The organism is Micromonospora sp. NBC_00821 (assembly GCF_036347035.1).
In the GTDB taxonomy this organism is placed as follows: Bacteria; Actinomycetota; Actinomycetes; order Mycobacteriales; family Micromonosporaceae; genus Micromonospora; species Micromonospora hortensis.
In genome coordinates this window covers 779435-792576 of the sequence record NZ_CP108880.1, presented here as the reverse complement: position 1 = coordinate 792576, position 13142 = coordinate 779435, and the positions used below count along the sequence as shown (strand labels likewise).

Sequence of the window (13142 nt, the reverse complement as noted above, 5' to 3'; positions counted from 1 at the left end):
CAGGTCCCGGGTGCGGTTACCCGCCGACCGTTGAAATAACCATAACCTCTATGCCTATTTCATCGCGATCATCGCGCCCGTGGCCCGCGGCACACCACAGGTCGGGCACGCCGAGGACCGCCGGCTGAAGGTGAGCCGGCCTGCCTTCCACTCCCTACGCCGGAGGCTCAGCCGGCCGGGTCGAACCGTCCACGCCGAGGACCTGCGGGATGACCTGTTCGACGATGGTCAGCAGGGTCGCGGTGAGCAGCAGGTGCACCTGGGCGCGGGTCAGCGCGCCACGCTGAAGCCATTCGCGGGCCGTCGAGGTGGCCAGACCCCCGTACGCCCGGACCATCCCGCGCAACTCCTCGCGGTGCTCCGCCTCGCCGGCCAGCCCGACGGCGACCAGCATGCGGTCCGCGGCGACCTCCTCGGCCTCGGCGAGCACCCGCTCCACGTCGGCGTCGCCGCCCATCCCCCGCGCGGTGACGGCCGCCAGCCACGAGGTGCTGTGCCGGGACACCACGTCGAGGAACCAGGTGACGCTGGCGTCGACCCGGGTCCGAAGATCACCCTTGGGTAGCCGCTCAAGGGCAACCTCGGGGATGGTCACCATGACCCGGACGACCTCCAGGTAGAGGTCCTTCTTCGCACCGAAGTAGTGGTTGACCAGGCCGCGGGCGACACCTGCCTCGCGGGCGACGTCGGTGGTCGACACGTCCGCGTACGGGCGCTCACCGAACAGCCGGACCGCGCAGGCCAGGATCTGCCCACGCCGGGCGTCCGGCTCCAAACGGCGGCGGCGCGGAGCCGTCTCGACACTCATCTGCCCGACCCTATCGACAGCCCACCGGCCGGCCGCCTTTCCTCACCATGATCACTTGATGCTCAGTAGTCGTCAGCGCTGTCTCTGAGCTTCTCAGCATCAAGTGATCGCCACGGGCCCCGGCGACGCCGTTCAACCGACAGCGCAGCGACCACTTTCGGTTGAGAGTCAACCTTTCGGGGACCCCTGATCGGGGATCGGCGCCGAGTAGTTCGCCCGCCCCGCCTCGCGCCCGCCCACTCGCCGCCCGCCCGTGGTGTCTGACAACAGCGGATTCGCACGATTAATGCACCCACACAACCCCGCAGGCCGCACGGCGCACGCCTCGCGGCGGGGCAAGTTCCCGCAATCTTGGACAGTTTCCGTTAGCTCGTAACGGAAACTGTCCAAGATCTCCGCGCACACGGCCCGCGTGCCGCCCGGACCACCGTCGACCTTGGAGGTGTGGTGGCGATATGGCCGCCCGTTCCCTCTTTGTGAGGCACCACAACTCCATGATCGGCCACGTCTAGGCCAGGGTCAGCGGTGCTGGGCTGCGGACCGGACGTCCAGACGGCCCGTGGCCGGACGTCCATCTCGACTTATTGACATGCCGCCAACAGCGCGCGAGGGTGGTGCACATGCCGACCCCCCCGCCCGACGGCTCCCCCTCACAGTGGCCCGAGCCGGAGCATGACGACCTGGCCGAGCTGGCCCGCGCCTTCTTCACCAAGGAGGTGTTGCCGCACGCCGACCGCCTTCAGGAGCAGGGCCACCCGGACCGCGAGCACTACCGGCGCGCCGGTGAGCTGGGGCTGCTCGGCCTGTCGGTCCCGGAGGAGTACGGCGGTGGGGGCGGCGGGTTCACCCACGAGGCGGTGCTGCTGCACGAGCAGGCGTACGCCGGGGAGAGCAGCCTCGGCCTGGCCGTCCACAGTGGCATCGTCACCGGTTACCTGGTGGCGTACGGCAGCGAGGAGCAGAAGCGACGCTGGCTGCCCGGCCTGTGCAGCGGTGAGCTGGTCGGCGCGATCGCGATGACCGAGCCGGACGGTGGCTCCGATCTTCAGGCGATGCGTACCCGGGCGGTCCGCGACGGCGACGACTATCTAGTGACCGGCGCGAAGACGTTCATCACCAACGGTGGTCTGGCCGATCTGGTCATCGTGGCCGTGAAGACCGACCCGGAGCAGCGGGCGTCCGGCGTCTCGCTGCTGGTCTGCGAGGTGGGCGGCGACCCGGAGGGCTTCCGCCGGGGCCGGCTGCTGTCCAAGATCGGCCTGCACGCCAACGACACGGCGGAGTTGTTCTTCGACGAGTTCCGGGTGCCGGCGGCCAACCTGCTGGGCGGCGCCGAGGGGCTGGGCTTCATCCAGCTCATGCAGCAGCTTCCGCAGGAACGGCTGGTCATCGGCGTCGGCGCGGTAGCGGTCATGGAACGGGCGGTCGCGCTGACAGTCGCGTACGCCAAGGAGCGCACCGCCTTCGGCAAGACCCTGATGGGTCACCAGAACACCCGGATGGTGCTCGCCGAGTGCGCCACCCGCACCCGGGTCAGCCGCGTCTTCCTGGACGACTGCATCGTCCGACACACGCGTGGCGACCTGGACGTCTCCACGGCGGCGATGGCGAAGTCATGGCTCACCGACGGGCAGTGTGAGGTCGTCGACAGGTGCCTTCAGCTCTTCGGCGGCTACGGCTACACGACGGAGTACCCGATCGCCCGGATGTACGCCGACGCCCGCGTCCAGAAAATTTACGGCGGCACCAACGAGATCATGAAGGAGCTGATCGCCCGTGCTCTCTGAGGCGTACGTCTATGACGCGGTCCGCACCCCGCGCGGACGCGGCCGGGACACCGGCGCGCTGCACGGGGTCAAGCCCATCTCCCTGGTGGTCGGCCTGATCGACGCGTTGCGGGAGCGCAACCCCGGCCTGGACGTCGGCCGGCTGGAGGATCTGCTGCTCGGCATCGTGACTCCGGTCGGCGAGCAGGGCGGCGACCTGGCCCGGGCGGCCGCGCTGCTGGCCGGGCTGCCCGACCAGGTGGGCGGGGTGCAGCTCAACAGGTTCTGCGCCTCCGGGTTGGAGGCGGTCAACTCCGCCGCCGCGCGGATCCGCTCCGGCTGGGAGCATCTGCTGCTCGCCGGTGGGGTCGAGTCGATGTCCCGGGTGCCGATGGGCTCCGACGGCGCGGCCTGGGCCACCGATCCGCAGACCGCGTTGGCCACGTCGTTCGTGCCGCAGGGCGTCAGCGCGGATTTGATCGCCACACTGGAGGGCTTCACCCGCGACGACGTGGACGGCTACGCGCTGCGGTCGCAGGAGCGGGCCGCCAAGGCATGGGCCGGCGGGTACTTCGCCCGCTCGGTGGTGCCGGTCCGCGACGGCAACGGGCTGGACATCCTCACCGTCGACGAGCACCCGCGCCCGGAGACGACCCGGGAGGCGCTGGCCAAGCTCACCCCGTCCTTCGCCACGATGGGTGAGGCGGCCGGCTTCGACGCTGTCGCGTTGCAGAAGTTCCACTGGCTGGAGGCCATCGAGCACGTCCACCACGCGGGCAACTCGTCAGGCATCGTGGACGGGGCGGCGCTGGCGCTGATCGGTTCGGAGCAGGTTGGTCGGGATCTCGGCCTCACTCCGCGCGCCCGGATCGTCGGCGCGGCGGTCACCGGCGCGGACCCGACGTTGATGTTGACCGGTCCGATCCCGGCCACCCACAAGGCGCTCGCCGTCGCCGGGCTGACAGTCGACGACATCGACCTGTTCGAGATCAACGAGGCGTTCGCCGCCGTGGTGCTCAAGTACGTCCGCGACCTGGGCCTCGACCCGGACCGGGTGAACGTCAACGGCGGCGCTATCGCGCTCGGCCATCCGCTCGGCGCGACCGGAGCGATGCTGCTCGGTACGGCGTTGGACGAGTTGGAGCGCCGCGACCTGCGCCGTGCCGTGGTGACCCTCTGCATCGGCGGCGGCATGGGCGTCGCCACAGTTCTCGAGCGCTGCTGACCCGGAGGACGACAATGACAAACACCATCCGGTACGACCGCGGCGCCGACGGCATCGTCACGCTCACACTGGACGACCCCACCCAGTCCGCCAACACCATGAACCGGGCGTACGCCGCCTCGATGAGTGCCGCACTGGACCGGCTGGAGGCCGAGCCCGATCTCGTCGGCGTCATCGTGACCAGCGCGAAGTCGACGTTCTTCGCCGGCGGCGACCTGCCCGAGATGATCCGGGCCACCCGCGCCGACGCGCCCGACCTGGCCGCCCTGCTCGGTGCCATCAAACGGGACCTTCGCCGGCTGGAGACGCTGGGCCGACCGGTGGTCGCCGCTGTCAACGGCTCGGCGCTCGGAGGCGGCCTGGAGATCGCGCTCGCCTGCCACCACCGGATCGCACTGGACGCGCCCGGCAGCCGGCTCGGGCTGCCCGAGGTGACGCTGGGCCTGCTGCCCGGGGCGGGTGGCGTCACCCGGACCGTGCGGATGCTCGGCCTGGCCGGCGCGCTGACCACTGTGCTGCTCACCGGCCGACGGATGCGCCCGGCCGACGCCCTGTCGGCCGGGCTGGTCGACCAGGTTGTCGCCACGCCCGCCGAGTTGCTGGAGCGGGCGCGGGCCTGGGTCGCGGCGAACCCGCACCCCAGGCAGCCGTGGGACCGGCCGGACTATCGGATGCCCGGTGGCACCCCGGCCAGCCGCTCGCTGGCCGCACAACTGCCCGCCTTCCCGGCGACGCTGCGCAAGCAACTCAAGGGTGCCCGGCTGCCCGCGCCCGAGGCGATCCTCGCCGCCGCCGTCGAGGGCGCACAGGTCGACCTGGAGACCGCCCTGACAGTGGAGACCCGGCACCTGATCGGCCTGCTCACCGGCCAGGTCGCCAAGAACATGATCGGTGCGTTCTTCTTCGACCTGAAGGCCGTCAACGGTGGCGCGGCCCGACCAACCGATGTGGACGCCGCACCGGTGCGCCGGGTGGCGGTGCTCGGGGCCGGCATGATGGGCGCGGGCATCGCGTACGCCTGCGCCAGCGCCGGGCTGGACGTGGTGGTCAGGGACGTCACGCCGGAGGCCGCCGGCCGGGCCCGCGAGCACGCCGAGCGGTTGCTGGCCCGCGCGGTACGCAAGGGTCGCACCACCGAGGCGGACGCCCGCGCCGTACTGGACCGGATCACCACCACCGACCAGGTGGACGCGCTGGCCGGCTGCGACGCTGTCATCGAGGCGGTCTTCGAGGACCCGGCGCTGAAACAGCAGGTCTTCGCCGAGGTGCTGCCCGTACTGGCACCCGACGCGTTGCTCGCCTCCAACACCTCCACCCTGCCGATCACCGGGCTGGCCGCCGGCGTGGACCGGCCGGCGGACTTCGTCGGCATGCACTTCTTCTCCCCTGTGGACCGGATGCCGCTGCTGGAGATCGTGGTGGGCGAGCGGACCGGGGACGTGGCGCTGGCCCGGGCGTTCGACCTGGGTCGGCGGATCGGCAAGACCCCGATCGTGGTCAACGACGGCCGGGGTTTCTTCACCAGCCGGGTGATCGGCAAGTTCATCGACGAGGCTGTCGGCATGGTCGCCGAGGGTGTTCCCGCCGCATCGGTGGAACAGGCCGCCCTTCAGGCCGGCTACCCGACCGGGCCGCTGGCGCTGGCCGACGAGGTCAGTCTCACGCTGATCCAGCGGATCCGCCGCCAGTTCGAGGCGGCCAGCGAGGAGTTCCGCCCACTGCCGGCGCACCGCCTGGTGGACGAGCTGGTCGACGCGTACGACCGGCCGGGGCGCACCGCCGAACGCGGCTTCTACTCCTACGACGACGGCGCCCGCGGCCGGCTGTGGCCCGGTCTCGCCGACCTGACCACCGACGCGGGCCGGGCGGTGCCGTTCACCGACCTCCAGGAGCGGATGCTCTTCGCCGAGGCGCTGGACGCGTTGCGCTGCCTCGACGAGGGGGTGCTGCGCACCGAGACCGACGCCAACATCGGCTCGATCTTCGGCATCGGCTTCCCGGCCTGGACGGGCGGGGTGATCCGCTACGTCCGGCAGTACGCGGGCGGCCCGGCCGGCTTCGCGGCCCGTGCCACCGAGTTGGCCGGCAACTACGGCGACCGGTTCACGCCCCCCGCCGACCTGGCCGACCGGCTCGCCACCCCTCGGGCCGAACCGGCTGACGTCGCGTGACGGCGGCACGCGGCGGGCCGCTGGCCGGGGTGCGCGTGATCGAGCTGGCCAGCCTCGCCCCGGCGCCGTTCGGCTGCATGGTGCTCGCCGACCTCGGCGCGGACGTGGTGCGGGTGGACCGGCCGGGCGCACCGGGAACGGGCCGGCTGGCCGCCCCGACCAGCGGGCCGTTGCAACGCGGCCGGCGGGTCACCGCGCTGGACCTGAAGTCCCCGGCCGGGGTGGCGGACCTGCTGCGCCTCGCCGAGCGCGCGGACGTGCTGGTCGAGGCGTACCGGCCGGGGGTGGCCGAGCGGCTCGGCATCGGGCCGGAGGTGTGCCAGGCCCGCAACCCCCGACTGGTGTACGCGCGGATGACCGGCTGGGGTCAGGATGGCCCGCTGGCAGCCCGAGCCGGGCACGACATCGACTACATCGCTGTGGCCGGGGCGTTGGAGCCGCTGGGACGGGCCGGCGAACGCCCGTACGCGCCGATGAACCTCCTTGGCGACTTCGGCGGCGGCGGGATGCTGCTCGCCGTCGGGGTGCTGGCCGCGCTGCTGGAGCGGGAGCGCTCCGGCTTCGGCCAGGTGGTCGACGCGGCGATGGTGGACGGCTCGGCGCTGCTCACCTCGTTCCTGCACGGGCTGCTCGGCACCGGCCTGTGGGCCGCCCCGCGCGGGCGCAACATGTTCGACGGTGGGGCGCCGTTCTACGACACGTACGCCACCGCCGACGGTGGATTCATGGCGGTCGGCGCGATGGAACCGGCTTTCTACGCCGTACTGCTCAGCGGCCTCGGCCTCGCCGACGATCCGGACCTACCCGCCCAGTACGACCCGAGTGGCTGGGACGAGCTGCGCCGCCGGTTCACCGAGCGGTTCGCCGAGCGCACCCGGGACGAGTGGACGGCGGTCTTCGCCGACCTGGACGCCTGCGTCGCGCCGGTGCTCGCGCCCGGCGAGGCGCACGCGCACCCGCACAACGCGGCCCGGGGCACGTTCGTCGAGGTGGGCGGCGAGATCCAGCCGGCCCCCGCACCCCGCTTCGACCGCACCCCGACCGACCGCCCAACCCCGGCACCAGATCCGGAGCAGGACGCCCTACCGGTCGAGGACATCCTTACCAACTGGCCGGAACACCCGTGACCTGGCGCGTGCAGGCGCGCCGACGGCCCGGCCCGCCGTTGCGGTGGCTGGTAGCGTTGACGACCTCACGATCCGCAACCTCCCATCGAGCGGGAGGCGCAAGATCTCCGCTTTCCTGCTGGAGGGTCTTGCCATGGCTGAAAACAATCGGGCGGCGGCTGCCTCACGCACTCGCCTGCTCCTGCTGACCGCGGTCAACGCCCGGATGGACGCGGGCAGCAGCCCCACGGGGATTGTCGGGCGGAGCCTCGCGCGGCAACTGCTGGACGCTGGTGACCGGGTGCGTGTTCTCGCCGAATCCGACCAGGTGGATGGCTGGCCCGACGGGGTCGAGGTCGTCGAGGGATCCATCACCCGGCCGCTCGAGCACGTCCAGGTCTACGACGACGTCGACGGCGTCTTCCTCGCCGGAGCCTCGCCGACGACGGTGCGGAATGCCCTGGACCTCGCCGGTGGTGCCGGTGTGCGGCGAATCGTCGTGCTGTCCTCGCACGGGCCGGAGTACGAGGAGAGGTACCCGCCCGAGACCTGGTTCTGGCTGTCGATCGAGCGGGCTGTCGAAGGCTCCGGGATGGAGTGGGTACACATCCGGCCGTCGGCGGTGATGGGCGCGGTGATCGAGGGCACCTATCCGGCCACCGGATCGGACTGGCCAGAGACGATCAGGGGCGAGGGCACCGTACGGGAGGCACACCTGGACGGCGGGCACTACCCCTTCATCCACGAGGACGACCTCGCCGCTGTCGCGTTGGCGGCGCTGCGTACCGACGACCATGTCGGCGCTGTCCTCGAAGCGGTAGGGCTGCCGATCAGCAGCCGTTCGCGGGTGGCGAGCATCGCCAGAGCGGTCGGCCGCGACATCGTCGCCATTGAGGTGACGCCCGACCACAGCCGTGCGAGTTGGCGGCGTCGCGGCTGGCCCGACAGCGGTATCGACGTGACCCTGTACGCCCTTGAGGAGTACGGCACGCGGCTCGCTGACCTCACCCAGTGGACGCTCGACCAGCGGCCGACCGTGCGCGAGATCATCGGCCGCCCGCTACGCGACTTCGACGGCTGGGCGGTTGAAAATGCCCGACTGTTCCGCTGAACGTGCCGCAACCGAGCGCTGCCATTCCAGCCGCGGCAATTCCTGGCCGGGACGGCAGCCAGAGCTTCACAGGGAGTCAACGAGCATGGGTACGGACAGCTGGAGGGGCCACGTCAACGGAATCCTCTACGGGGTTCAGTTCGACAGAACGCTCGACGATTCGGTGGTCACGCGGGTAGTCGACGGGGTGGCCGCTGGGCTCTACCCGGGGGACCGGGCCGAGACGCGGGACGCGCTGGTCCACGCGCTGCGCTACTCGGGTCCCCTGAATGAGCAGGCCGGAACGCACCACAGCGAGGACGACCTCATCGAGTTCCTCCGCCGGCTGTCCACCGCGCTGGCAGCGCCCGCTCCGTCAGATTGATCAAGAAGTTCGCGTCAGGGATTCGTCCTCCGGTGACGCAAACTTCTTGATCAACCTGGTTGGACGGGGTGGCCGCCGCCGACCAGGGCGGCGGGAGTGGTACCAGGTGGCGAAGAGGGCTGCCGCCAGGAGCAGCTCGGCCAGGTCGCCGCCGTAGTACATGAGTTGGGCGGCCGAGCGGAACGCTTCCGGGTCCCGGTCGGTGAGGCCGGGCGGGAGGGTTTCGGCCCGGGCGTACAGGTACTTGGCCAGCACGGCGTGGCCAGCCGACGCGGCCAGTAACGCGCCGACCCGTACCGCCAGTCGGGGGCGACGCGGCGCCGGGTCCGGCCCGGCCAAGGACCAGGCGAAGAGGTACCCGGCTGCCAGATAGTGCAGGTGCACGGCGTGGTGCAGGATGGGTTGCCGTTCGGCCGCCACGTACAGCGGGGTGAGCAGCACCAACGCCAACCCGCCGGTGGTCAGCAGCGCGGCGGTGACCGGGTGGGCGAGCAGGTGCAGCGGGCGGGCGCGCAGCAGCCGACCGACAGCTCGGCGTACCAGCGGCGGCGCGACCCGGAGCAGCAGCGTCACCGGGGCGGCGAGCACCAGCCCCAGCGGGGCCAGCATGCCGAGCAGCAGGTGCTGCGCCATGTGCCCGCTCGGGTTGTCCGGGAGTGGAGCCAGCGGCCCGACGGCGACCGCCAGCAGGGCGCAGCCGACCAGCCAGGAGGCGGTGCGACGGTGGTCCCAACCCCGCGGGTCCCGGACGGCGGCCAGCACGTAGCCGACCGCCAACAACGCGACCGGGAACAGTGGGAACCAGCTCGGCCCGGCCGCGCCGTGCCCGGCGTGCGCCAGCGGCCCGGCCACCGTCATCGGGCGCCGGGCTGGCGGGAGCGGGCCCGCCAGAGGACGGCGACGCCGGCCAGCAGCAGCACCGCGCCGGCCACGTTCCAGACCACGTCGTACGGCACCAGGTGTACGCCGTAGCGGATCTGGTGCAGCCGGAGCACCTTGTGGTCGACGAGACCGTCGAAGAGCTGGAATCCTCCGGCGCCGAGCAGGAGGCCACCCCAGGCCAGCCGGCTCGCCAGGGCATGCCGTCGACGCAGGTCGGCGAACCAGAAGAACCCACCGACCAGGGCGATCACCTCGGCGGCGTGCAGCAGCCCGTCGGAGAGCAACGCCACCGAGGGGGTGGAGCGGTCGTAGAAGTGGTGCCAGGCGAGCAGTTGGTGAAAGACGATCTCGTCGATCGCGGCCATGATCGCGATGCCGATCAGGACGCCGACGAGGGTGGAGGAACGAACGTCGACGGAACGGGGCCTTGGCAGGCTCGAATCGACCACCACACACCTCGCAGTCAGGTCGGATCGGGTCGTAAATACCCCGAACCGCACCAAACATGCCGGACCGGAGCAGCGGAAAGGCCCAGCGGGCCGGTGGCACATCCCCGTTTCGTGACTCCCGGGCCACTGACGGCATGATCATGGAGCCTGGAGGGGCAGCGACAGCCAGATACCGAGAAGGAGGTGCCCGTGCCGGACGCGGACGAACTCGTCGCCAACGCGCTCGCGGCGGTGCGCGGCACTGACGTACGGCAGGCCGAACGGCAGCTGGACCACCTGATGGTCGGCACCGGCGCCGCGGACGGCACCACGGCGGTGGACGCCGCTCTGCTGCGTCGCCTGGTCCGCGGCCTGGGCCGGCTCTGGCCGCGCGGTTGGCAGCCGGTCGACGTGGACCGGATCACCAGTCGACGGCTCGACGCCCGCGCCGCGCGGCTGGTCCGAGCCGCGATGGCCGCCCAGCGGCGCGACCAGGCCGAGCCGGTCCCGGCCTGGTGGGACGACCAGCTACGCGAGCTGGTGCCCGCCGACGGCGGTGCCGACGGCAGCGTGCTGGCCGGTTGGGCCAGCCGGGAGGGCCTGGACCGGGCCGACGCGCTCCGCGCGGCCGTGGACACTCTCGCGCTGGTGGAGAGCCTGCCGCCGATCGCGGTGCTGCGCCCACCGCCGGGCACGAGCGGCGCGGCACTGCCCCGCACGGCGGGCACGGCTCGCAGCGGGTCGCCGATGCTGGATCGGGTGCGGGCGCTGCTGGCGAAGGCCGAGTCGACCACCTTCCCGGCGGAGGCGGAGGCGCTGACCGGGAAGGCCCAGGAGCTGATCGCCAGGCACAGCATCGACGAGGCGCTGCTGGCGGCCGGGTCGGAGCGCGGGGATCTGCCCGGCGGCGTACGCCTGAGCACCGACACCCCGTACGCGGGCGCGAAGGCGCTGCTGGTGCAGGAGGTCGCGGCGGCGAACCGGTGCGAGGCGGTCTGGTCCGACGATCTCGGCTTCGCCACAGTGCTGGGCTGGCCGGCGGACCTGGTGGCTGTGGAGTTGCTCTACACGTCGCTGCTGGTCCAGGCCACGGCGGCGATGCTGCGGGGGCGTGCCGAGCGACGGCAGGGGTCGGGGCGACGGACGAAGGTCTGGGACGAGTCCTTCCTCAACGCGTTCGCGCTGCGGATCGGCGAGCGGCTGCGCACGGCCACCGAGGCGGCGACCAACGCGGCGGACCAGGCGGCGGCCGAGACCACCGGGGCGGAACGGCTGTTGCCGGTGCTCGCGGCCCGGGGCGAGGCGGTCCGGGAGCGGTTGGACACCCTCTTCCCCGGCGTCACCCGGCACCGGCTCAGCGTGCGCGACGCCGAGGGCTGGTCGTCCGGCACCTCCGCCGCCGACCGGGCTTCGCTCGACGTCGGCAGCGCCCGGAAGCCCCGACAGGTGCCCGGCCGACCCGATCCGCGCTGAACCATCCGGCGTGGGAGCGCCCCAGGCGGATGTTTCTGCGATTTTCTTCGGTACGCGGTAGGGATCGGGGAAACGACTCCGACCCTCCGCTGAGTCGCGCCCCGATCGGGGTGCGACCAGAGCCTGAGGAGCATCGCCGTGAAGTACATGCTGCTGATCTGGAACCGGCCCGGCTTCACCGAGGAGCTGAGCGAGCAGGAGCGCACCGCCCTGTTCGGTGAGGTCGACGAGATCATGAAGGAGCTGACCGAGACCGGCGAGCTGATCGGCGGCCAGGCGTTGGCCAATCCGTCGCAGACGGTGACGGCCCGACTCGTGGACGGCACCCCAGAGGTCCTCGACGGCCCGTTCATGGAGAGCAAGGAGCAGTTCGCCGGTTACCTGGCCGTCGACTGCGACAGCCCGCAGCGAGCTGCCGAGATCGCCGCCCGCTGGCCGGACGTCCGGTACGGCGGCGCGATGGAGGTCCGCCCGATCATGGACGAGGCCGGGACGGAGATGTGACCGAGGACCGGACGGTCGAGGATCTGCTGCGCACGCTCGCGCCGCAGGTCCTCGGTCTGCTGGTCCGTCGGCACGGACAGTTCGACAGGTGCGAGGACGCGGTCCAGGAAGCCCTGCTCGCCGCCGCGACCCAATGGCCCGGGCAGGGCGTACCGGACAAGCCGCGCGCCTGGTTGCTCACAGTGGCCACCCGCCGGCTCACCGACGAGTGGCGCAGCGAGAGCGCGCGCCGGGACCGCGAGGTGGCGGTGGCGCGGCGCGAACCGGCGTACGCCGGGGTGGTGCCCGCTGTGGACGCGGAGCCCGCCGTCGCGGCCGACGACGACACCCTCACGCTGCTGTTCCTCTGCTGCCACCCGGCGCTGCCCGGATCGGCGCAGGTGGCGCTCACGCTGCGCGCGGTCGGCGGTCTCAGCACCGCCCAGATCGCCAGGGCGCACCTGGTGCCGGAGGCGACGATGAGTCAGAGGATCCGGCGGGCCAAGCAGCGGATCGAGGCCGCCGGGGCACGGTTCACCATGCCCGGGCCGGCCGAGCGGGGCGAGCGGCTGGGAACGGTGCTGCGGGTGCTCTACCTGATCTTCAACGAGGGCTACACCGCGTCCAGTGGCCCGGAGCTGCGCCGGGCCGAGCTGACCGGCGAGGCGATCCGGCTGGCTCGCATCCTGCGCGGCCTACTGCCCGACGACGGCGAGGTGACCGGGCTGCTGGCGCTGATGCTGCTGACCGACGCGCATCGGGCAGCCCGGGTGGGGTCCGACGGGGAATTGGTGCCCCTCGCCGAGCAGGACCGTTCACTGTGGGACGCCGCCGCCGTCGCGGAGGGGGTCGCGCTGATCACCGAGGCGCTGACCTGGTCGCCGCCCGGCCCGTACCAGCTCCAGGCGGCGATCGCCGCTGTGCACGCCGAGGCGTCGACGGCGGCGGAGACGGACTGGCGGCAGATCGTCGCGCTCTACCGACTGCTGGCCCGGATCGCGCCGAACCCGATGGTCACCCTCAACCAGGCGGTGGCGGTGGCCATGGTCGACGGGCCCCGGGCCGGGCTCGCCCTGCTCACGTCGTTGGACGCCGACGACCGCACGGCCGGGCACCACCGGCTGGCCGCCGTCCGGGCCCACCTGTTGGAGCTGGCCGGGAACGTCGGCGCGGCGCGGGAGGCGTACCTGGTGGCGGCGCGGGGCACCACGAGCCGGCCCGAGCAGCGCTATTTGGAGGTACGGGCGGCCCGGCTGACCGGGCAGGGGTGAGCCACGCCGAATTGCCAATTTGGCAACAATCTTTGCGCATCGCCCGGTCGCCGG

12 protein-coding genes are annotated in these 13142 nt (G+C 72.1%); 9 read left to right on the top strand and 3 right to left on the bottom strand.

What is annotated here, in order from left to right; genetic code table 11:
- Positions 1–154: 154 nt before the first annotated feature.
- The gene (locus tag OHB44_RS03745) at positions 155–808 is read right to left on the bottom strand and encodes a TetR/AcrR family transcriptional regulator (RefSeq protein WP_330439623.1); all 654 of its coding nucleotides are present in this window, start codon (positions 806–808) and stop codon (positions 155–157) included.
- A gap of 620 nt (positions 809–1428) precedes the next feature.
- Here OHB44_RS03745 and OHB44_RS03740 point away from each other — a divergent pair.
- From OHB44_RS03740 to OHB44_RS03715, 6 genes are all read left to right on the top strand, one after another.
- On the top strand, positions 1429–2595 hold the full coding sequence (locus OHB44_RS03740; protein WP_238683756.1) for an acyl-CoA dehydrogenase family protein: 1167 nt from the start codon (positions 1429–1431) through the stop codon (positions 2593–2595).
- Complete coding sequence (locus tag OHB44_RS03735; RefSeq protein WP_238683757.1) at positions 2585–3799, top strand: acetyl-CoA C-acetyltransferase; 1215 nt, start codon at positions 2585–2587, stop codon at positions 3797–3799. Before OHB44_RS03740 ends, OHB44_RS03735 begins: the two co-directional genes overlap by 11 nt.
- A gap of 14 nt (positions 3800–3813) precedes the next feature.
- Positions 3814–5970 carry a 3-hydroxyacyl-CoA dehydrogenase NAD-binding domain-containing protein gene (locus tag OHB44_RS03730; protein ID WP_330439622.1) on the top strand — a complete coding sequence of 719 codons (2157 nt, stop codon included), beginning with the start codon at positions 3814–3816 and terminating at the stop codon, positions 5968–5970.
- Positions 5967–7097, top strand: a complete 1131-nt coding sequence (locus tag OHB44_RS03725; RefSeq protein WP_330439621.1) for a CaiB/BaiF CoA transferase family protein — start codon at positions 5967–5969, stop codon at positions 7095–7097. Before OHB44_RS03730 ends, OHB44_RS03725 begins: the two co-directional genes overlap by 4 nt.
- A gap of 133 nt (positions 7098–7230) precedes the next feature.
- A complete protein-coding gene (locus OHB44_RS03720; protein WP_330439620.1) occupies positions 7231–8187 on the top strand; it encodes an NAD(P)H-binding protein in 957 nt (318 codons plus the stop codon).
- Between the two features lie 85 nt (positions 8188–8272).
- Positions 8273–8551 carry a hypothetical protein gene (locus OHB44_RS03715; protein ID WP_330439619.1) on the top strand — a complete coding sequence of 93 codons (279 nt, stop codon included), beginning with the start codon at positions 8273–8275 and terminating at the stop codon, positions 8549–8551.
- Here OHB44_RS03715 and OHB44_RS03710 read toward each other — a convergent pair whose 3' ends face one another.
- Both OHB44_RS03710 and OHB44_RS03705 read right to left on the bottom strand, forming a co-directional pair.
- The gene (locus OHB44_RS03710; RefSeq protein ID WP_330439618.1) at positions 8552–9409 is read right to left on the bottom strand and encodes a cytochrome c oxidase assembly protein; all 858 of its coding nucleotides are present in this window, start codon (positions 9407–9409) and stop codon (positions 8552–8554) included.
- On the bottom strand, positions 9406–9882 hold the full coding sequence (locus OHB44_RS03705; RefSeq protein WP_238683763.1) for a DUF2243 domain-containing protein: 477 nt from the start codon (positions 9880–9882) through the stop codon (positions 9406–9408). The genes OHB44_RS03710 and OHB44_RS03705 overlap by 4 nt, the downstream gene beginning before the upstream one ends.
- A gap of 189 nt (positions 9883–10071) precedes the next feature.
- On the opposite strand from OHB44_RS03705, the gene OHB44_RS03700 reads away from it, so the two are divergent.
- The 3 genes from OHB44_RS03700 (at position 10072) to OHB44_RS03690 (ending at position 13088) form a co-directional block, all read left to right on the top strand.
- On the top strand, positions 10072–11334 hold the full coding sequence (locus OHB44_RS03700; RefSeq protein WP_238683764.1) for a DUF2786 domain-containing protein: 1263 nt from the start codon (positions 10072–10074) through the stop codon (positions 11332–11334).
- A gap of 147 nt (positions 11335–11481) precedes the next feature.
- Positions 11482–11838: a YciI family protein gene (locus tag OHB44_RS03695; protein ID WP_238683861.1), complete on the top strand. Its 357-nt coding sequence runs from the start codon at positions 11482–11484 to the stop codon at positions 11836–11838.
- Entirely contained in the window at positions 11835–13088 is a 1254-nt protein-coding gene (locus OHB44_RS03690; RefSeq protein WP_330439617.1) for an RNA polymerase sigma factor, read from the top strand. The genes OHB44_RS03695 and OHB44_RS03690 overlap by 4 nt, the downstream gene beginning before the upstream one ends.
- Positions 13089–13142: the final 54 nt, after the last annotated feature.

Bases quoted from the DNA above. Each gene is read 5' to 3' on its own strand.
- OHB44_RS03710 (WP_330439618.1), bottom strand. From the start codon at position 9,409: ATGACGGTGGCCGGGCCGCTGGCGCACGCCGGGCACGGCGCGGCCGGG.
- OHB44_RS03695 (WP_238683861.1), top strand. From the start codon at position 11,482: ATGCTGCTGATCTGGAACCGGCCCGGCTTCACCGAGGAGCTGAGCGAG.
- OHB44_RS03715 (WP_330439619.1), top strand. From the start codon at position 8,273: ATGGGTACGGACAGCTGGAGGGGCCACGTCAACGGAATCCTCTACGGG.
- OHB44_RS03720 (WP_330439620.1), top strand. From the start codon at position 7,231: ATGGCTGAAAACAATCGGGCGGCGGCTGCCTCACGCACTCGCCTGCTC.
- OHB44_RS03745 (WP_330439623.1), bottom strand. From the start codon at position 808: ATGAGTGTCGAGACGGCTCCGCGCCGCCGCCGTTTGGAGCCGGACGCC.
- OHB44_RS03740 (WP_238683756.1), top strand. From the start codon at position 1,429: ATGCCGACCCCCCCGCCCGACGGCTCCCCCTCACAGTGGCCCGAGCCG.
- OHB44_RS03730 (WP_330439622.1), top strand. From the start codon at position 3,814: ATGACAAACACCATCCGGTACGACCGCGGCGCCGACGGCATCGTCACG.